At 71.4% G+C, this 19,642-nt stretch carries 18 protein-coding genes and 1 tRNA gene; 12 read left to right on the plus strand and 7 right to left on the minus strand.

Annotation, left to right across the window (positions count from 1 at the left end; all coding sequences use genetic code 11):
* Positions 1-83 precede the first annotated feature (83 nt).
* Entirely contained in the window at positions 84-536 is a 453-nt protein-coding gene (locus ACZ5SK_RS20355; RefSeq protein WP_334579597.1) for a hypothetical protein, read from the plus strand.
* 167 nt (positions 537-703) lie between these two features.
* On the opposite strand, the gene ACZ5SK_RS20360 is transcribed toward ACZ5SK_RS20355, so the two are convergent.
* Entirely contained in the window at positions 704-1,087 is a 384-nt protein-coding gene (locus tag ACZ5SK_RS20360) for a GntR family transcriptional regulator (protein ID WP_334579598.1), read from the minus strand.
* A complete protein-coding gene (locus ACZ5SK_RS20365) occupies positions 1,080-1,835 on the minus strand; it encodes a hypothetical protein (RefSeq protein WP_334579599.1) in 756 nt (251 codons plus the stop codon). Before ACZ5SK_RS20365 ends, ACZ5SK_RS20360 begins: the two co-directional genes overlap by 8 nt.
* Positions 1,836-2,087: 252 nt before the next feature.
* Between ACZ5SK_RS20365 and ACZ5SK_RS20370 the strand changes: the two genes are divergently transcribed.
* The 3 genes from ACZ5SK_RS20370 (at position 2,088) to ACZ5SK_RS20380 (ending at position 4,229) form a co-directional block, all read left to right on the plus strand.
* Positions 2,088-2,399 (plus strand): DUF6412 domain-containing protein, encoded by a 312-nt coding sequence (locus tag ACZ5SK_RS20370; protein WP_334579600.1) that lies wholly within the window; start codon positions 2,088-2,090, stop codon positions 2,397-2,399.
* Between the two features lie 120 nt (positions 2,400-2,519).
* On the plus strand, positions 2,520-3,218 hold the full coding sequence (locus ACZ5SK_RS20375; RefSeq protein ID WP_457494587.1) for a YidC/Oxa1 family membrane protein insertase: 699 nt from the start codon (positions 2,520-2,522) through the stop codon (positions 3,216-3,218).
* A 153-nt stretch (positions 3,219-3,371) separates the two neighbouring features.
* Positions 3,372-4,229, plus strand: a complete 858-nt coding sequence (locus tag ACZ5SK_RS20380; RefSeq protein ID WP_468576388.1) for a fumarylacetoacetate hydrolase family protein — start codon at positions 3,372-3,374, stop codon at positions 4,227-4,229.
* A gap of 53 nt (positions 4,230-4,282) precedes the next feature.
* Here the strand turns inward: ACZ5SK_RS20380 and ACZ5SK_RS20385 are convergent, their stop codons facing one another.
* A complete protein-coding gene (locus tag ACZ5SK_RS20385) occupies positions 4,283-4,789 on the minus strand; it encodes a heme-degrading domain-containing protein (RefSeq protein ID WP_334579602.1) in 507 nt (168 codons plus the stop codon).
* Complete coding sequence (locus ACZ5SK_RS20390; protein WP_468415534.1) at positions 4,789-5,868, minus strand: Gfo/Idh/MocA family protein; 1,080 nt, start codon at positions 5,866-5,868, stop codon at positions 4,789-4,791. Before ACZ5SK_RS20390 ends, ACZ5SK_RS20385 begins: the two co-directional genes overlap by 1 nt.
* Before the next feature lie 56 nt (positions 5,869-5,924).
* On the opposite strand from ACZ5SK_RS20390, the gene ACZ5SK_RS20395 reads away from it, so the two are divergent.
* The 6 genes from ACZ5SK_RS20395 to ACZ5SK_RS20420 all read left to right on the plus strand — a co-directional run bounded on the left by ACZ5SK_RS20395 (position 5,925) and on the right by ACZ5SK_RS20420 (position 12,357).
* The gene (locus ACZ5SK_RS20395) at positions 5,925-7,397 is read left to right on the plus strand and encodes an ROK family protein (RefSeq protein WP_468576390.1); all 1,473 of its coding nucleotides are present in this window, start codon (positions 5,925-5,927) and stop codon (positions 7,395-7,397) included.
* 174 nt (positions 7,398-7,571) lie between these two features.
* Positions 7,572-8,561 (plus strand): hypothetical protein, encoded by a 990-nt coding sequence (locus ACZ5SK_RS20400; protein WP_334579604.1) that lies wholly within the window; start codon positions 7,572-7,574, stop codon positions 8,559-8,561.
* Positions 8,562-8,706: 145 nt separating this feature from the next.
* A complete protein-coding gene (locus ACZ5SK_RS20405) occupies positions 8,707-9,486 on the plus strand; it encodes an HAD-IIA family hydrolase (RefSeq protein WP_361700866.1) in 780 nt (259 codons plus the stop codon).
* Positions 9,487-9,590: 104 nt separating this feature from the next.
* Positions 9,591-10,268 carry a hypothetical protein gene (locus ACZ5SK_RS20410; protein ID WP_468576392.1) on the plus strand — a complete coding sequence of 226 codons (678 nt, stop codon included), beginning with the start codon at positions 9,591-9,593 and terminating at the stop codon, positions 10,266-10,268.
* 3 nt (positions 10,269-10,271) lie between these two features.
* Positions 10,272-10,931, plus strand: coding sequence for a class F sortase (locus ACZ5SK_RS20415; protein WP_468415537.1), 660 nt, complete (start codon positions 10,272-10,274; stop codon positions 10,929-10,931).
* A 352-nt stretch (positions 10,932-11,283) separates the two neighbouring features.
* A complete protein-coding gene (locus tag ACZ5SK_RS20420) occupies positions 11,284-12,357 on the plus strand; it encodes a glycoside hydrolase family 6 protein (RefSeq protein ID WP_468157121.1) in 1,074 nt (357 codons plus the stop codon).
* 55 nt (positions 12,358-12,412) lie between these two features.
* Here the strand turns inward: ACZ5SK_RS20420 and glxA are convergent, their stop codons facing one another.
* The 3 genes from glxA to ACZ5SK_RS20435 form a co-directional block, all read right to left on the minus strand.
* Positions 12,413-14,362: a radical copper oxidase GlxA gene (gene glxA / locus ACZ5SK_RS20425; protein ID WP_468415539.1), complete on the minus strand. Its 1,950-nt coding sequence runs from the start codon at positions 14,360-14,362 to the stop codon at positions 12,413-12,415.
* Complete coding sequence (locus ACZ5SK_RS20430) at positions 14,359-16,305, minus strand: glycosyltransferase family 2 protein (protein ID WP_334579610.1); 1,947 nt, start codon at positions 16,303-16,305, stop codon at positions 14,359-14,361. The genes glxA and ACZ5SK_RS20430 overlap by 4 nt, the downstream gene beginning before the upstream one ends.
* A 262-nt stretch (positions 16,306-16,567) precedes the next feature.
* A tRNA-Lys gene (locus tag ACZ5SK_RS20435) sits at positions 16,568-16,641 on the minus strand.
* A gap of 194 nt (positions 16,642-16,835) precedes the next feature.
* On the opposite strand from ACZ5SK_RS20435, the gene ACZ5SK_RS20440 reads away from it, so the two are divergent.
* Positions 16,836-18,377, plus strand: a complete 1,542-nt coding sequence (locus tag ACZ5SK_RS20440) for a peptidoglycan-binding protein (RefSeq protein WP_468576394.1) — start codon at positions 16,836-16,838, stop codon at positions 18,375-18,377.
* Between the two features lie 67 nt (positions 18,378-18,444).
* On the plus strand, positions 18,445-19,554 hold the full coding sequence (locus ACZ5SK_RS20445; protein WP_361700845.1) for an SPFH domain-containing protein: 1,110 nt from the start codon (positions 18,445-18,447) through the stop codon (positions 19,552-19,554).
* The last annotated feature ends 88 nt before the right edge of the window (positions 19,555-19,642 follow it).

A 19,642-nucleotide genomic window follows, 5' to 3' on the forward strand; every position in this document is an offset into this window, starting at 1 on the left:
TTGACGACGCTCAGCCCTGGACTTGGCAGGGTTGCGCCAAGCAGCGGGAGATGCCCGCAAAGCCCAAGTGATCAGGGGGATCCATGAAGACTGCACGTGGACGAGCCGTGCTCGCGTCCGGGATCGCGGCACTCGCGCTCCTCGGAGTGACCGGTACGGCGAGCGCGGCACCAGAGTCCGCGCTCGCGTCGTCGCAACGCAGGGACGTCTGCTTCACCGGCGCCTGCGGAAGCGGAACGATCACCTACTACGGGCCGGGCCGCACGTACGCCGACGTGGCCCTGTCGGTCAACGACACGGCCTGCGACAACCACAACCCGAAGATCCGAATCCGCGAGTACGGATTCGACGGCGGCGGCGTGCAATACACCAACTACGGTGCCTGGCATGTCGACACGAAAGGCTGCCACGGCGGCTACGCGTCGTTCAACGGCCTGAGCTTCGAGGACGTCCGGGGCATCAACGCCATCGCGGTCGAGATCTGCAACAACGGCACCTGCAGGGTCTCGGGGCAAATGGCGAACCCGTACTGGTGACCACGAACGTTCGCAGGGCCGTCCGGTGGCGGGCTCGTCCGCAGCCGCCGGACGGTCGGCGCCGTACCCCTTGCGCCTGCTGTTGGAGGCCACTGTTTAGGCGCCGCCCCGGGCCCCTCCTGTCCCCGTGTCCCTCCTGTCCCCGGGCCATGGTCTCGTCCATGGGTCTAGGTCTGCTCCTCCAGAGCCTCCCGTACGGCGTTCAGGATGGTCTCGGTGCCGGCGCCCAGGGCACGGGCCGCGGAGGTGAAGTCGCGGGCCAGGGTGGTGAGCCGGTCGGCGTCGGGGTGCTGGGGTTCGGCGGGGAGGGCCGCGACCCGGGTGCCCGCGCCCCGGCGGGTGCGGATCAGCTCGGCGGCCTCCAGCTCACGGTAGGCGCGGGCCACCGTGCCGGGCGCCAAACCCAGATCGGCGGCCAACTGCCGTACGGTCGGCAGCCGTTCACCCTCCACCAATCGGCCGGTGACGATGAACGAGGCCAGCTGGGCGCGGATCTGCTCGTACGGCGGCACCTGGCTGGCAGTGTCGACGCGGACGGCGGGTTCACTCATCGTCCACGGCCCGGGGCGCGACGATCGTGAACAGGGACCAGCCGAGCGCGAACAGGCTCAGCAGGCCCAGCGGGTAGATCACCAGCGCCGTGACGTTGCCCAGCATTCCGGCGCACTTCGAGTAGAACAACACCCTGGCGATCATCCCGACGACGAGCAGCAGTTGGCTGGAGACCAGCAGTCCCCAGGCTCCGGTGATCGCCCAACTGCGGTCGTGGCGCTGCTGGTTGTCCCCGGGGCGGTGGGCGATGCGGCGCAGGGACCAGACGCAGGCGGCGGTGCCGAGGGTGAGGGAGACGAGGACCGGGGCGGCGTAGTAGAGGCCGGGCCACGGGCCGAGGTGCCTGGTCACGGTGGAGCAGGTGACGGCGAGGGTGCGGCCCGTCCGGCCGGCCCTGTCGGGGGAGGCCGCGGCGGCGCCGATCGTCAGCAGGACGGCGATGCAGGCCGTCTGGAAGACGAGCAGGGGCGCCATGCGGGGCGGTACGTGGTCCCGGACGCGGCGCGGGGCGAGGACGGCGGTGCGGACCGCCTCCAGCGGGGCGGGGGTGAGGGAGTCGCCGAGCAGGACCCCGCCGACCGCGCACAGGCCGAACGCCGTGACGGCGGACACGAACGGCATGGCCATGTCGTCGCTGTCCATGGTGGCCAGCGCCTGGGCGACCACGACGCCCAACGCCAGCCCGGCCCAGCGGGCGCAGAGATCGGCGCGGGCGAGGAGTCTTTCGGGCGAGACGGTGTCGAGCATGTCGAGTCCCCCGGTGAGTCATGCGAACGATGAGCGTGCCGCTTGTATCAAGTGGTGAGTACAAGATGCCGTCGGCCGCACCTTGTGTCAAACACTTGATACAAGCCGGGAGTCGCCACCGCCGAGACACCTCGCAATCGCAACTGAGGTATAAACGAAGGGAGATCCAGGAGATCCAGGGGATCCAGGAAGATTCAGACGGATCCATGGGGATCCGTACCGAAGGTCCGGTGGAGGAAGGGGGGAAGCAGCGTGATCCGCAGTCGGTTCACCGCGCGCTCCGCGCCGCTCCTGTTCCTCCTCGTGCTCGACGTCCTCCTCCTCGACACCGGCAGCCTCTCCGCCGCCGTCGCGCTCGCCGCGACCGCCGCGGCCGGTTCGGCGCTCGCCGTCTGCACGCTCGTCGCCGCGCGCAGCGCCCCCGCCGTCCCGCCCACCCGGGTGCGCACGGCCATCAGGGACCGGGCCCGCCGTACGGCCTTCCTGCCGCAACGCGACCCCGACGCCTCCGGCCGGCCCCGCCCCAGGGCGCCCGGCCACGCCCTCCCGACGACCGTCGCGTAGGGCCTCACTCCCGACCTCGTGGCCCCGCGCGGGTCGTCCTGCCGCCATGCCCGGAACGTTCCGGCACCCATCCCGGCACGACGAGAACCCCCGGAGGGCTCCTCACCCATGTCCGTACTCATGTCCGTCTTCGCCGACCTGGTCGGCCATCTCGCCGACCTGCTCCACCCGCTGTTCGGCGCATCCGCCGCGGCCGCCGCGATCGTCCTGTTCACGGCACTCGTACGACTCCTCGTCCATCCCCTCTCCCGGGCGGCCGCCCGCGGCCAGAAGGCACGGACGGCACTGCAGCCGAAGGTCGCCGAGCTGCGCAGGAAGCATGCGAAGGACCCCGAGCGGCTCCAGAAGGCCGTGCTGGAACTGCACGCCGAGGAGAAGGTGTCACCGCTGTCGGGCTGCCTGCCCAGCCTGCTGCAACTCCCCGCGTTCTTCGTGCTCTACCGCCTCTTCTCCAGCTCCTCGATCGACGGGGCGGGCAACGAACTGCTCGACCACCGGCTGCTCGCCGCGCCCCTCGGCGACCGCTGGACCGACGCGCTCGCCGGGACCGGGCTCGTCGGCGGGGCCGGAGTGGTCTACCTCGTGCTGTTCGCCCTCGTCGCCGCCGTCGCCTCCTTCAACTACGTGCGCGCCAAGCGGATGCCGCTGCCCGAGACCGGCGGCCAGGACGTGCCCGGGGTCGGCGCCCTCACCAAGGTGGTGCCGTTCATGTCCTTCTTCACCCTGATCACCGTGGCCGTCGTGCCGCTGGCCGCCGCGCTGTACGTGATCACCAGCTCGACCTGGAGCGCCGTCGAACGAGCCGTCCTGTACAGGTGACGGTCCTGTACAGGTGACAGTCCAGTCCAGGTGGCGGTCCAGTACGTGAACCGGGTATTGCGGAGCGGACGTCCAGCTTGGAGGATCGAGCAGTCATCCGATGGCTGCACCCGTCGGCGGACGCTCCGCGATCTAGGAAGACGGTGACGGACCATGAAGCTGCTGCGAGTCGGTACGGCGGGCGTGGAGCGCCCCGCGCTGCTCGAAGCCGACGACACGCTGCGCGACCTCTCGGGTGTCGTGGACGACATCGACGGCGCGCTGCTCGCCGACGACGAGGCCCTCGGCCGGATCCGGGCCGCCGCCGACTCCGGCGGGCTGCCCGTCCTGGACCCGGCCGGGCTGCGGGTCGGGCCGCCGCTGGCCCGGATCGGCAAGATCGTGTGCATCGGGCTGAACTACCACGACCACGCCCGGGAGACGGGGGCCGAGCCGCCCGCCGAGCCCGTCATCTTCTTCAAGGCGGCGGACACGGTCGTGGGGCCGTACGACACCGTGCTCGTCCCCCGCGGGTCCGCGAAGACCGACTGGGAGGTGGAGCTGGCGGTCGTCATCGGGCGCACGGCCCGCTACCTGGGGTCGGCGGAGGAAGGGCTCGCGCACGTCGCGGGGTATGCCGTCGCGCACGACGTGTCCGAGCGGGAGTTCCAGATCGAGCGGGGCGGGACCTGGGACAAGGGCAAGAACTGCGAGACGTTCAACCCGCTGGGGCCCTGGCTGGTGACGGCGGACGACGTGCCCGACCCGCAGGAGCTGTCCCTGAGGCTGTGGGTCAACGGGGAGCTGAAGCAGGACGGGACGACGGCCGAGCAGATCTTTCCCGTGGGGGAGGTCGTGCGGTACGTCAGCCAGTTCATGACGCTGTACCCCGGCGACGTCATCAACACCGGGACACCGGCGGGCGTGGCGCTGGGCGCGCCCGAGCCCAAGCCGTTCCTGCGGGCCGGCGACGTGGTCGAGCTGGAGATCTCCGGGCTGGGCAGGCAACGCCAGGAGTTCAAGGACGCGTGACGCTCCGCCTCGGGGGCCGGGCAACCGCGCCCGCGCCCCTGAGGGCGTCTCACCTACAGGTACTTTTCCAGGAACTGTTCCAGTACCTCCACCACGAAGCGGTGGTCCTCCAGCTGGGGGAGGCCGGACACCGTCACCGCGCCCACGATGCCCACGCCCTCCACGTTGACGGGGAAGGAGCCGCCGTGGGCCGCGTACTCGTCGGGGTCCAGGCGGGAGGACTCCTCGAACGTCGTGCCCTTGGCGCGGTGGCGGGCGCCCACCAGGTAGGAGGAGGCGCCGAAGCGTTCCACCACCCGGCGCTTGCGGGCGATCCAGGCGTCGTTGTCGGGGGTCGAGCCGGGCAGGGCCGCGTGGAAGAGCTGCTGGCCGGCGCGGTGGATGTCGACGGCGACCGGCGCCTGGCGCTCGCGGGCCAGCTCCACCAGCAGTGAGCCGAGCGCCCACGCGTCGTCGTTCGTGAACTGGGGGAAGACCAGTCGCCGTTCCTGGCCCTGGAGCTCCTCCAGGGTCGGGGTGATCTCCGGGGTGAACTTCGGGGTGATCTCGTGGGTGCCCATTACAGCGTCACCGCCACCTTGTCTCGTGCCGAACGGCGGGCCGCCTCCAGGACATCGAGGGCGGCAGCCGCCTCGACAGCGGTCACCGGGTTGGGGCCGCCGTCGATCAGTGCCTTGGCCACCGCAGCGTAGTAGGCCGGGTAGTCGCCGGGGAGGGTCCGTACGGGTCGTCCGCCGCCGGTCAGCGGCGACTCTCCGGCGCCGAGACGGCCCCACAGCTCCTCGGGCTCCGTGCCCCAGCCCGCGTCCGCCGTCGCGCCCGGGCGCTCGCCTTCCCTCAGCGCCGCCTCCTGCGGGTCCAGGCTGTACTTCACATAGCCCGCCTTCGAGCCCAGCACCCGGAAGCGCGGGCCGAGCTGGGCGGTCGTCGCGGAGACGTAGAGGTGGGAGCGGACGCCGTTCGCGTGCGTCAGCGCGATGAACGTGTCGTCGTCGGTCTCCGCGCCCGGCCGGCGCACGTCCGTCTCGGCGTACACGGAGACCACCGGGCCGAAGAGGACCAGCGCCTGGTCGACGACGTGACTGCCGAGATCGTAGAGGAGACCTCCGATCTCTGCCGGGTCGCCGGACTCCCGCCAGCCGCCCTTCGGCAGCGGCCGCCACCGCTCGAACCGGGACTCGAAGCGCCATACGTCGCCCAGTTCGCCGTCCGCGACGAGCTCTCGCAGGGTCAGGAAGTCGTTGTCCCAGCGGCGGTTCTGGAAGACGGACAGGAGCAGGCCGCGCTCCTCGGCGAGGGCGGCCAGCTCACGCGCCTCGGCCGCGGTGCCGGCGACCGGCTTGTCGACGACGACCGGCAGACCGGCCTTCAGGGCGGCCGTCGCGAGCGGCACGTGCGTCTTGTTCGGGGACGCGATGACGACCAGGTCCAGCTCGCCGACCCGGGCCGGCAGGTCGTCGGGGGTGGCGGCGACGCGTACGTCCGGGAACTCGGCGCGGGCCTGCTCCTGCCGCTCGGGGTTCGAGGTGACCACCGTGTCGAGGACGAGGCCCTCGGTCGCGGCGATCAGCGGGGCGTGGAAGACGGAGCCTGCGAGGCCGTAACCGATCAGGCCCACGCGGAGAGGAGTACCTGTCATGGCACCCACTTTGGCAACGCTGTTGCCAAAGTGCAAGCAGAGGGGAGAATGGGGGCGTGAACAGGACGGACGGCGGCGGTCGCACCACAGGCGCAGGGGTGAACCTGCTCGCCCTGCGCAGCCACAACACCGCGCTCGTGCTCGACCTGCTGCGCACGGCCGGTCCGGACGGCATCAGCCGGCTCGAACTCGCCGAGCGCACCGGGCTCACCCCGCAGGCGGTCAGCAAGATCACCGCGCGGCTGCGGGAGGACGGACTGGCGGCGGAGGCGGGCCACCGCGCCTCGACCGGCGGCAAGCCGCGCACGGTCCTGCGCCTGGTCCCCGACGCCGGCCACGCGGTCGGCGTCCACCTGGACCGGGACGAGCTGAGGGTGGTCCTGGCCGACCTCGACGGCCGGGTGGTCGGAGAGCGGTGCGTCCCCCTGTCGCTGGGCGCGGGAGCGGAGGCGGTGCTGGGGGCGGTGGTGAGGGAGGTGACAGCGGTCGCATGGGAGGCCGGGGAGGCCATCGGGGGTGTCGTGGGCGGTGAGTCCCGGGCGGCTGTCGTGAAGGGCGGGTCGGTAAGTGTCGCGGGGGGTGAGGCCGGGGTGGCTGGCGTGCGGGGTGGGTCCGGGGTGGCTGGCGTGCGGGGTGGGTCCGGGGTGGCTGGCGTGCGGGGTGGGTCCGGGGGCGTTGTGCCGGGCGGGTCCGGGGGCGTTGTGCGGGGCGGACCCGAGGGGGTTGTCCCGGGCGGGTCCGAGGGTGTCGTGCCGGGCGGGCCCGGGGATGTTGCGCGGGGCGGGTCCGGGGGCGTTGTGCCGGGCGGGGCCGAGGGTGTCGGTGTCGCGTCCACCGCGGGGCGTGAACAGCGCCTCGCGCTGGGCACGCTCCTTGGGGTCGGGGTGGCTCTTCCCGGTCCTCTTGATCATGCCCATGGCGTGCTGCACCGGGTCACCGGGTTTCCCGAGTGGGACGGGTTTCCGTTGCGGGACGTGCTGGCGGCGCGGCTCGGGGCGCCGGTGGTCGTCGACAAGGACACCAACGCGGCCGCGCTCGGCCTCGCCGTCGGCGGTGAGCGCGGCTCCTTCGCCTGCCTCCACCTCGGGACGGGCCTCGGCGCCGGCCTGGTGATCGGCGGGACCGTCCACCGGGGCGCCCGCACCGGCGCGGGGGAGTTCGGACACCAGGTCATCCAGCTGGACGGGCCGCCCTGCACCTGCGGCAACCGGGGCTGCGTCGAGGCGCTGTGCCTGGCGGCCATCGGGCGGGGGGACGTGGCCGAGGCGGCACGCGTACTCGGCGAGGCCGCCGCGAACCTGGCCGGACTGCTCGACATCGACGCCGTGCTGCTGGGCGGTCGTACGATCGCGGCCGATCCGGAGCCGTTCGTGCACGGCGTCGCCGCCGTCCTCGACGCCCGCGCCCGGCGCGAGGGATCCCCGGAGGGCGCCGTACCGGTACGGCTCGCTCCCGGCGGCGCCCGAGGCGTCGCGGAGGGCGCGGCCCAACTGCTGCTGGCACCGGTGTTCGGCCGCGGGGACGGCTGACCCCCTCTCCTCGGCTCCCCATTTCTCGGCTCCGCCCCTTCGCCCCCAGTCCCCCAGTCCCCCCACTCCCTCAGTCCCCCCACTCCCTCAGTCCCTTCGCCCCTCAGTTCCTCCGCCGAACGAGGGGATTCGTACGGTCGTGCGGTGTGCCGGGGCTTTCCGCGCCGTTCCTTCGTGCAGGCTCACGTGTTCATGCGACTGTGCCCGCCTGTCTCCCTCTGCCTCGCCGTGGCCGCCGCCTTCCTCCCCGCGTCCGCGCACGCGGAAGCCGGCCCGAGTTGCGTGGGCCCCGACACCGGTGGCTTCCCCCTCACCACCCGCCTCCACGGCGGCCCAGCCTCCTTCCGGGCCGGGGGCGGATTCGGCATCTGGTATCTCGACCTCACCAACACCACCCGTCGTGCCTGCGAGGGCGTCCATCCGGTCGTCGTCCTGGTCGACGCCCGACGCGCCCTGAAGCCGTCCCAGCCGCACCTGGAGTTCTACGTCGGCAAAGAGCCGCACCCGGTCCGCTTCGTGCCCACGGAAGACGACGAACTGGTCGGGGCGTTCACCGATGAGCACGCCGATGAGCACGCCGACGAAGCCGACGACTTCCCCGGCTTCACCGTCGGCCCCGGCCGCACCCTCACCGTCAAGCTGCGCCTCGCGCTCGGCTCGGACGCCGTCCGGAACACCGTCACCGCCAACGCGGCCGTCGTCCAGCGCCACGGTGACGACGGCGACTGGATCGGACAGTCGAACGACTACCGCTTCGCCATCGAGTCCGACGCCACGGCCACGGCCACGGCCTCCACCGCCACCTCCACCGCCTCCACCGCCTCCACTGCCACCTCCTCCGCCGACACCCACACCGATACCGACGCTGACACCGACATCGAGGCCGGCACCGCCCCAGACTCGGGCGCCCTCACTCACGCCCCCACGGGCACCTCCCTCCCCACCTCCCTCCCCACGTCCCTCGCGGTTCCCCTCCCCACCCCCGCCGCCTCCGCCACGGACTCCGGCCACCTCTCCCTCGCCGACGAGGCGGCGGAGCTCGCCCGCACCGGTCTCACCTCACCTGTCGGCCTCGCCGCGGTCACCGCCTGCTTCCTCGCTGCCGGAGCGGCCCTGCTGCTGGCCCGCCGACCGGCCCGCCGAGCAGCGCGTCGACGTCGTTGACGCGGGGGCGTATCCCAGCCAGTGGACGCATGGAATCCGGCCATTCCCTCAAGATCGGGCCTGTGGCTAGGCTGGGGCGGCGTACGCAGCAACCGCGTACCCGCGCAGCAACCGCGTACAGGCGTACGGCAGGGAGATCCCGCACATGGCAGACCGCAAGCCCATCGAGTCGTGGCTCACCGACATGGACGGTGTGCTCATCCACGAGGGTGTGCCGATCCCCGGCGCCGACGCCTTCCTGAAGAAGCTGCGCGAGTCCGGCAAGCCGTTCCTGGTCCTCACCAACAACTCGATCTACACCCCGCGCGACCTGCACGCCCGCCTCCAGCGCATGGGCCTGGACGTGCCGATCGGCAACATCTGGACCTCCGCGCTGGCCACCGCCCAGTTCCTCGGCGACCAGCGCCCCGACGGCACGGCGTACGTCATCGGCGAGGCGGGGCTGACCACCGCGCTGCACGACATCGGCTACATCCTCACCGACCACGAGCCCGACTACGTCGTCCTGGGCGAGACCCGCACCTACTCCTTCGAGGCGATGACGAAGGCCGTCCGGCTCATCAACGACGGCGCCCGTTTCATCTGCACCAACCCGGATGAGACCGGCCCCTCCGCCGAGGGCGCGCTCCCGGCCACCGGAGCCGTCGCCGCGCTGATCACCAAGGCGACCGGCAAGACCCCGTACTTCGCGGGCAAGCCCAACCCGCTGATGATGCGCACCGGGCTGAACGCCATCGGCGCCCACTCCGAGACCAGCGCGATGATCGGCGACCGCATGGACACCGACGTACTGGCCGGCATGGAGGCCGGGATGCAGACCTTCCTCGTGCTCACCGGCCTGACCCGGCCCGAGCAGGTCGAGAATTTCCCGTACCGTCCGTCGAAGGTCGTGGACTCGATCGCGGACCTCGTCGACCGCGTCTGAAATCCGCACCACGGCGGAACCCACCCATACGGAGCAGTGAGGACCCGTCTGCGGATGCGCATCGGGTTCGGTCGGGGGACTCTCCAGACAGCTGGAGGTTCACCATGGGCTCATTGAAAGTCACTCTCTGTGTGGGTCTCGCGGTCGTCGCCGCGGTGCTCGTCCCCACGGCGTACGCAGCGGGCGAAGGCGGCCAGGACGGCGGCGGGAGCGGGGGCGGGAGCGTCTCCGTGACGCCGTCCGCGCCCTCGCCCGGCGCCGACGTCACGCTGAAGGTGGCCGGCTGCGGCGGCAGAACCGCCACCGCGGCCTCGGACGCCTTCGTCGCGGACGCCCGACTCGTCAGCACCGGCGACACCGGCGACACCGGCGACACCGGCGACACCGGTGTACTCGGTGTCAGCGGTGGTACTGGTGGAACCGGCGGTACAGGTGGAACCGGCGGCACGCTCGTCGGCGACACCCGGGTCCGCTCCTCGCTGGAGCCCGGCGGCTACGACGTACGGATCACCTGCGTCGGCTCCCAGCTGAAGGGCCGGATCGAGGTCGTCGCATCGTCGCCGTCGCATCGGTCGGCCACGCCCGCCACCACCCCCGTCGCGCCTGTCCAGGCGGGCGGCGGCGGTGCCGCCCCGCTCCGTCCGCTCGCCGTCGTCGATGACGCGCGGGCGGACGTCCGGGGCCCCGGCACCGCGCACACGGTCATCGGGCTGGTGCTCGCGGGCGTCGCCGCGACCGTCGTCGTGTTCCGCGGGATGCGCAGCAGACGCGGGGCGGAATAGGCGATGTCCGACGGCGAACGCTCTTCCGGTCGCTTCCTCACCGGCCTGGCCTGGGCGGTGCTGCTGCTCGGACTGTGGCTGTGGGGGCGTGAGGTGACCGACGTACGGCACGACATATCCGCCCCCGCGACAGGCGACATCGCCGCGGTGGGACGGCCGCCGGACGCCGAACTCCCGCCCGCGGCAAAGCCGTTGGGGCAGGCGATGCCGCAGCGCGTCGACATCCCCGACCTGGGCGTCCAGGCCCCGGTCGTCGCGCGCGGCCTCGATGACCGGGGGGCCGTCGACCCGCCGCCCTTCGACCAGGCGGGCGTCGTCGGCTGGTACGCCGGCGGTGCGCAACCCGGCGCCAAGGGCACCGCCCTGCTGGTCGGACACGTCGACACCGAGACCCGGCCCGCCGTCTTCTACCGGCTCAGCACCCTCAAGGCCGGCGAGACGGTCCGGGTGGTCCGGGACGACGGCAAGGTCGCCGAGTTCATCGTCGACGACGTCGAAGTCGTCCAGCGCGACCACTTCGACGCCCGTCAGGCCTACGGCCCCCGCCGGCCGGACCGCGCCGAACTGCGCCTGATCACCTGCGGCGGCACCTTCGACCGGGCGACCCGCAGCTACACGGCCAACGTGATCGTGTCGGCGTACCTGACGGGCACTACCGCCTGACCTGACCTGACCTGACCTGACCTGACGTGATGTCACATCACGTCACGTCACGTGCCCCGGCCCGGTCGACGATCCGCTCCCCCGGAAACCGCCGACCGAGCCGGTCCTCGACCGCGCGCGCTCGGATTGCGGGAGTAACCCGGCGACAGACGCGGGAGGCTGTCAGGTTCACCTACCCCCTTGGCGGCCGTAAAGACCGCTTTCCGGCGCCCTCGTGGGCAGTGCGGGTCTTATGTCAGGATTGATACCGGGGCAGGGCCGATGCGGAAGCCATGCGGAAGCCGTGCGGAAGTCCGTGAGCAGGTCCGTGAGCAGGTCCGTGAGCAAGTCCGTGCACCCAAGGGGGAGTTGGATGTACGTCAGGAGGGGGGCCGCGTCCTTGCTGGGCGCGGTGCTGCTGCTCACCGCATGCTCATCGGGCGGCGGCGGCGGCGACGACGACGGCGGCGGCAAGGCCGAAAGGCCCACGAGCGGACCCATGAACCGGCCACCGAGCGAGTCGGCGCGCGGGCCCGCGGTCACCCAACAACCCAAGGAGGCCGACCCGTTCTGGGTCAACCCGGACGGCTCGGCGGCCCGTCAGGCGGCCGTCTACGAGAAGGCCGGCGAGAAGGACGAGGCCGCCGCGGTCCGGAAGATCGCCGAGCAGCCGGCCGGCCAGTGGCTCGGCCCGGAGAACCCGGAACAGGAGGCCCGCGGCTTCACCGAGGCCGCCGACCGGGTGGGCCGCACCCCGCTCCTCGTCCTCTACAACATCCCGCACCGCGACTGCGGCCAGTACTCCCAGGGCGGCGCATCCGACGGGGCCGCCTACCGCGCCTGGGTCGCCGCCGTGGCCCGGGGCATCGCCGACCGCCCCGCGATCGTCGTCCTCGAACCCGACGCCCTCCTCCACCTGGTCGACGGCTGCACCCCTGCCGCCTTCCACGAGGAGCGCTACGACCTCCTGGACGACGCCGTCACCGCCCTCAAGGCCCTGAAGAACACGAAGGTCTACCTGGACGCGGGCAACGCCGGCTGGGGTCATCCCGACCAGATCCACGAGCCCCTCCGGCGGGCCGGGCTGGCCCGCGCCGACGGTTTCGCCGTCAACGTCTCCAACTTCTACTCCACCGAGGACTCCATCGCGTACGGCAAGCAGCTCTCGGCGAAGACGGGCGGCAAGCACTTCGTCGTCGACACCAGCCGCAACGGCAACGGCCCGTACGAGGAGGGCGACCCGGCGGAGCGCTGGTGCAATCCGCCGGGCCGCGCCCTGGGCCCCACCCCGACGACCCGGACGGCGGACCCCCTGGTCGACGCCTACCTGTGGGTGAAGCGCCCGGGTGAGTCGGACGGCGAGTGCAAGGGCGGCCCCAAGGCAGGGGACTGGTGGGCGGCGTACGCCCTGCGACTGGCCCGCGGAGATTCCGGCCTCGGCCGGTGATGCTGCCGCGCACCGGGGGCCTTGCCGCAAGCCCCCCCGGTGCGCTGCACGCCGGCTACGGCACCTTCACCCACCGTGCCTCACTGGGAACCCCACGGCTGTCGTCGGCGAACAGCATGTACCAGCCGCTCGGCACCAGATTCCGGTTCGTCGGCACGGTGACCCGTACCTTGTTTCCCGTGACGGTGAATTCGGCCGCGACCGACCGCTGATCCACGTCCGTCACATGCGTGGACGCACTCGGTCGAATCAGCCGTACTTTCCGAAGGGACGAAGCGTCCGCCGACGTGAACACCCCGGACGCGCCGCGGGCAATGCTCTTCGGCCCGCCGGAGAACTCCGGCCGCTCCCCCCGATACAGATAGGGCGGCGAATAGATCTCGATCCGCTGCTCGAACTTTCCGGGTTTCGTGTTCGCCGCGTCGCCGTACAGTGAGTCGGACCCGAAGAACATCACCCTGCCGTCGGGCAACAGCAGCGACCCGGAATGGTAGTTGCGGCCCACCAGTGGATCGGCGACCCGCTCGAACGCATTGCTCTGCGGGTGGTAGAGACGGGCCTGCAGAATGTTGGAGTCGCCCCGTCCCCGGTAGTCCTCCGAGCCGCCGGACACCAGCACACTGTCGTCGGGGAGCACGGAAACCTGCGGATACCGTGTTCCCTTCTCCAGCGAGGGGCCGTTCACGAAGCGCGGGCTCTCGTCGAGCAGGTCCACGAGCCGGGTCCGCGCGCTGGAGCGCGGCGACTCCCCGACGCCCCCGCCGCCGACGACCATGTACCGCTCGTCCTGCGCGGGCGGCAGCAGCACGGTCGCCGAGGTCTCCATCAGGTCCGGGTCGCTCAGGCCCGGCAGCCTGGTGAAGCCGTTGCCGGTCACGTCCCAGATGCCGGGATCGCGCCCCACGTCCGCGGGCCCGTACCCCGCGTTGGAACCGGAGTAGAAAATCTTTCCGTCCTGCATCAGGAACAACGCGGGATACGTGGGAAACTGCCGGACCTTCTTCGTGTACGTCCATTTCCCGGTGGCCGGGTCGAACACCTCGTTCTTGCCCGGTACCAACTGCCCGATGTCGTCGAGCCCGGAGACGCTGAGGATCTTCCCGTCGCTCAGGGTCGTGAGCGTCGGATACCAGCGGGCCTCGTTCATCGGATCGACCTTGATGTACTTCTCGGCGACCGGGTCGAACTCGTAGGCGTCCCGGATCCCCTGGAAGTCCTTCTTGTCGAGGGCGAGTTTCTGCGCGATGCCGTAGGTGTTGCGCGCGTCGACGCCGTTCAGTCCCCGGATCCGGTAGATGTCCTGGGTCCCGGTCTCGTACTTCGTCCCCGACTTCTGTGCCTCGACGTAGATCCGGCCGAGGCCCGGGTCGTTGCGCAGGAACTTCCCGGTCTTCCTGTCGAAGACCTTCGTCGCGCGCGGCACGAGAACCGGGTCCTTCGACACGAACGTCTTGCGGTTCTCGCGCCCGGTGAACGCCGTCCCCGCCGGCAAGGTGATCGGTTTGTCCGGGTTCTCGTTGTGGACGATCATCAGCCCGCCGGCCTTGGTGACGTCCCCCTTCAGTTTCTCGTACCGTTTCGTCCCGCCCGCGATGAGGACGGAGCCGTTCGCGAGCTGGGTGTGGCCGGTGCAGAACAGGTCGTTGGGGGTGGGCACCTTTTTCACGGTGCCCTTCGCCGGGTCCCAGATCCGGGTGTCGAACTTCTTCGCGTCGAAGTTGTCCTGGTTGTTGCCGGAGCCCGCGACCAGCAGGACCTTCCCGGTGTGCAGCAGCACCGCGTGGATGGTGTCCTGGCGATACTCCTTCGGGAACTCGACGATCTGCCAGTGGCCGTTGGCCGCCTTGTACTCGGGCTGGTCGATGGCGTACTGGTGGTACTTCTGCGTCCCGAAGCGGTAGAGCCACGGCCCGTTCATCCCGGCCAGCACGACGACGACCGCCGTGGTGAGCGCGAACCTGCGGGCACGCCGATGGACGACGAAACGGCCGACCTCGTCCCTCATTCCTCACGTCCCCCCAGGCCGCCCGGTCCGCCCAGGCCGCCCGGTCCGCCCGGAGGACCCCCCACCGGGACCTCCCAGACGGTCTCGACCGTGGGAACCGTGCCCTGCGGCGGCACTCGCTCGCCGTCCCGCGCCTCCTGCGGCGGCCGCGTTCTCGTCTCCCGCGTCTTCTCCTCCCGCGCCCTCGTCTCGCGTACCTTCGCCTCCCGTACGACCACCCGCCATGCCACGATCGGCGAGGCGGTGACCAGCAGGGCGAACGAGGCCCAGACGATCATCGCGGGCTGGGCGTGCCCGAACACGAACCCGGCGACGATGGACACGGCGAAGACCAGCACGAAGAACAGATGGATCCGGAAGGTCCCGAACAGCGTGTCCGGGCTGGCGGAGTCCCCCTTCGGCGTCACCACGAACCTGCTCCTGCGCCGCAGTACGGCGTCCATCAGCGAGCGGGCGTACACCGGGGCCGACAGCGCCGACATGGCCATGCCGGCCACCCCGCCCGACCCCTCCGGCTCGTGCGGGGAGACGTTGTGCCGCCGGTTCCACAGGTACAGGCCGATCTGCAACGCCGAGGCGTTGCCGTACAGCATCAGCCACACCGCCGGGTCGATGTTCACGCCCGAGGCGCCGAGGCCCAGGAACAGCGCGCAGCTCAGCGCGGCCAGGATCCAGTTGAGGGCCGACATCGGGTAGAAGACGATCATCATCGTGTAGTTGAAGAGCTTGCCCGGCGGCATGCTGAAGAAGCCCTTCCAGTACTGCTTGAGGATCGTCTCGTAGGTGCCGCGGGACCAGCGCAGCTGCTGGGTGAAGAAGTCGGTCCAGGCGGCCGGGCCCTCGCCGACCGCGAGCACGTCCGGGGTGTAGACCGACCGCCACCTTCGTCCCGTGGCCGGATTGCGGGTGCGGTGCATCTCGAAGCCGGTGGCCATGTCCTCGGTGATCGAGTCGTACAGCCCGCCGATCTGCTTCAGCGCGCTGATCCGCACGGCGTTGGAGGTGCCCACGAACATCGGGGCGCCGTAGCGGTTGCCGGCCCGTTGGATCAGGGCGTGGAAGAGGAACTGCTGGGACTCCGCGGCCTTGGTGACGAACGTGTCGTAGTTGCCGTAGACCTGCGGTCCGATGACGAAGCCGACGTCCGGGTCGCGGAAGTAGCCCAGCATCCGCTCCAGGTAGTTGGGCAGCGGTACGTGGTCGGTGTCGACGGAGGCGAAGTAGTCGTAGGCGTCGCCGTGGGCCTCCAGCCACGCGTTGTAGTTGCCGTGCTTGGTCTTCGCGCGGTGCGGGCCCGACGGCCGGTTCCAGCGCTCGACGCCCTTGCGGCTGAAGTGGTGCACGCCCAGGCGCGCGCAGACCTCCTTCACCTCGGGGTCGTCGCCCTCGTCGAGCAGCCAGACGTGCAGCAGACCCCGGTGGCGCAGGCGGACGGCGGCCTGAAGGGTCTTCGTCACCATCTCCAGGGGCTCCTTGCCGGGCACGAAGGAGGTGAGGAAGGCGACGCGGGTGCCGGTCTGGGGCACCACCGGGACGGGGTCGCGGGCGACCAGGGTGGCGTGCGCGTTGGACAGCACGTTCAGACAGCGGAAGAACTCGATCAGGCCGATCGACACCAGCATCACGATGTCGAGGGCGGGCAGGAAGCCGTGGGCCGGGTGGTCGCGCTCGGTCCAGTGCGCCGGCCTCAGCAGCCACACCAGCAGCACCACCGACAGCAGCGGCGCCGCGCAGAGCATCAGCGTGGCCCGGATCCGGTGCGGCTCCTGGGCCAGCAGCGAGCGGTAGCGGACGGTGTACGGTCTGCCCGGCTCCGGCTGGGTGAGGGGCCCCGCCAGTCGGCTGTAGTGCTCGTAGTCGTATTTCGGCAGCGATTTTCTGAGGCGGCGGTAGGTCACCGTGCCGCCGGAACGTCCCGCATGGTGGTGCGCAGGCACCGTCATGAATCATCCCCCCACACGCGGCTCGCACCGCGTGTAAATCCCCCCAACTGCCGCGAATCCGCAGCATCTTGAGAACCAGGGTTCTATGGGGTTCAGCATGATCGCAAGATGTGAAACGCTCTGTTTACCGGTCATACGGGCGCAATGTGGCGCATGTGGGAGTGTTGTGCGCTTCGTGAACCCGCTGTGGGTATTCGCACGCGGATACGAACGCGGATACGAACGAAGGCCCCTCGCTTTCGCGAGAGGCCTTCGGTGTCTGTGCGCCGCCAGGGACTCGAACCCCGGACCCGCTGATTAAGAGTCAGCTGCTCTAACCAACTGAGCTAGCGGCGCCTGCTGACGGGAGAACTCTACAGGACCCCCGAGGGTGCCCAGGACCACCCGTTCCCGGTCCCACTCCCCGCCGCCCCTGCCATCGGCGCGCGTACATCATTCGGACCGTCAGCATGCGCGTCGGGAAGACAGTTGAGAAACTGCCCTGTGTGCACAGTCGCGGACATTTCCAGCTGGAGTGTGAGGGGAATCGCATGGCGGCTCCGGTATTCGAGGAATTCGATCCCGAGAGCGACTGCGAATGCCCCGGATGCGTAGCGCGGCGGCGGGCGAGCCGGGATTCCCCGCCCGCGCCGTTCGGCGGTCGCCCGGCCGCCCACCGTGCCGTGGTCGTCGCCACCGTGACGGCCGCGGCGCTCGGCGCGGGCCATGCGCTGCCCGCCGTCGCCGCCGCGCAGGCCCCCGACCCGCCCGGCGTTCCCGCAGGTGACGAGCCCGACACACCCCAGGGCGGCAAGGCGCCGCTGCATGGACCGGCCGGTCAGTCGGCGCACCCCGGGGGCCTGGAGGGACCGGTCAGAACGCCCCCGACGACCCGGGCGGACATCATCGGACGGGCCAAGGAATGGGTTTCCGCCGAGGTGCCGTACAGCATGGACACCTACTGGTACGACGGTTACCGGCAGGACTGCTCGGGCTTCGTCTCCATGGCCTGGAACCTGCCCGGGAACGAGTGGACGGGCAGCCTCAACCAGTTCGGGACGCGGATTTCCAAGGAGGAACTCCAGCCCGGCGACATTCTGCTGTTCCACAATCCGACCGACCCCGAGAAAGGCTCGCACGTCGTCCTTTTCGGCGGCTGGACGGACTACACCCACAGCTACTACATGGTCTACGAGCAGACCCGCCCCACCACCCGCCGCCAGGCCACTCCTTACGCCTATTGGAGCAATTCCGACCGATACGTGCCCTATCGCTACAAGGGCCTCACTGCGACCACACCGGGCACCGGCACCGCGGCCGGTACCGGCGCCGGCACGGGCATCAGCACCGGTGTCGGTACCGGGACACAGGTCGCCCATGCCGGTGGTGGCGGGAACAGGCCCGCGACCGGGGACGTCGCCTCGACGCCGTATCCGGGACGGGCGGCTTTCGGGCCCGGCGCGAACAATCAGTACGTCACCCTGCTCGGCCGGCTCCTCGTCGAGCGCGGCGGCGCGCGTTTCTACGCCTCGGGCCCCGGTCCGCGCTGGTCGGCCTCCGACGGCTGGGCCACCATGGCCTTCCAGCGCGCCCAGGGCTGGAGCGGCCCCGACGCCGACGGCATCCCCGGCCCGCGGACCTGGGCCCTGCTCGTCACCCACCAGGGCAGGAACATCGAGGCCTCGCTGCCTCCCGGGACGACCACCGGCAGCGGGGGCAGCCCCGGCTCCGCCGCCGGCCCAGCCACCGCCGCCGGAGACGGGGCGGCCGCCGGAGACGGTACGGCCGCCGGAGACGGTACGGCCGCCGGAGACGGTACGGCCGGGCCGCCCGCCGCTTCCGTGGCGCCGCGCATTCCCCCGTATCCCGGCCGGGCCGCCTTCCGCCCGGGTGCGCAGAACGCCCACGTCACCCAGTTGGGGAAGCGGCTGGTGGAGAAGGGGTTCGGCAGGTACTACACGTCCGGGCCGGGGCCGCGCTGGGGCGAGTCGGACCGGCGCGCGGTCGAGGCCTTCCAGCGCGCCCAGGGCTGGCGCGGCGGCGCGGCCGACGGCTACCCGGGCCCGGAGACCTGGCGGCGGCTCTTCCTGTGACCGCGGTTCCCTCCCCACAACCCACTCACTGTCATGGCGTATCTGGCGCGGAGGCTGGAGGCACGCAATGCACACGACCACTTCACAGACGCCCGAGTCCGAGGGGCCGTCCAGGCCCGCCCGGCTCATCCAGAACGAGGCGACCACCGAGATCCCCGTCCATCTGCTGTTCCGTGACGAGCCCGAGCCTCGGCCGGTGCCGCTCGGGCCCGCCGTGGTGGGCAGCCGGGCGGGCACCGGCGAGCAGCCGCGGCTGCGCCGGCCGACGCCGGCCGTACCGCGGCCGGTGGCGCAGGTCGACCCCGAGTTGGCGGAGCGGCGGGCCCGGGTGCTGCCGGGCGCGGCGGGAGTGTTCGCCGGGGCCTGCGGGGCGGCGGGCTGCGTGGCCGCCTCGTGGTGGGCCGGGGTGCTGCCGCCGCTGGCGGTGCGGGCGTTGCGGCTGCCGGAGTTCGCGGGCGCCGGGCTCGGTCCGGCGCAGTGGGCGGCGTACGCGGGTGCGGGCGCGCTGGGTCTGTTCGGCTTCGGCGGTCTCGCCCGGGGGCGGACGGGGCGGGCCTGGGTGCTCGGTCTGTTCGGCCGCTACCGGGGGACCGTGCGGCGCACCGGTCTGCTGTGGGTGAACCCGCTGCTGCTGCGCCGCCGGGTGGACGTGCGGCTGCGGCACTGGCGCAGTGAGCCGATGCCCGCCGCCGACGGCAGCGGGGTCGCGCTACGGGTGGTGACCCTGGTGGTGTGGCGGGTGCGGGACACCGCGCGGGCCACGCTCGGCGTCGACGACCACGAGACGTATCTGCGCGAGTGCGTCGAGGCGGCCCTCGCCCGGATCCCGGTGGAGACGCCGGGCGCGGGACGGGGTTCGGTGGAGGCGGCGGGGGAGGCGCTGACGCGGCGGGTCGCGCAGGACGCGGGCGCCATCGGTCTGGAGGTGTACTCGGTGCAGCCGCTGCGCATCGAGTACGCCCCCGAGGTGGCCGCCGCGATGCACCGCCGCCGGATCGCCGCGCTCGACGCCCAGCACCGGGCGACGGTGCTGACGTCGGTCGTCGACTCGGTGGAGGACACGGTGACCCGGCTGACCATGCGGGGGCTGGTGGAGCTCGACGACTACGAGCGCAAGGCACTGGTGAAGGACCTGACCGTGGCCTTCTGCGCGGGCCGTTCGGAACAGACGCCGTGAGGGGCGCCATGAAAGAGGCAGGCCGCGTCTTTGATATGGACACAGCCAAGAAACGGCAATAATCTCGAACTTGGTCTAGACCTGCACG

The sequence above is a fragment of the Streptomyces sp. NPDC031474 genome (assembly GCF_055581185.1).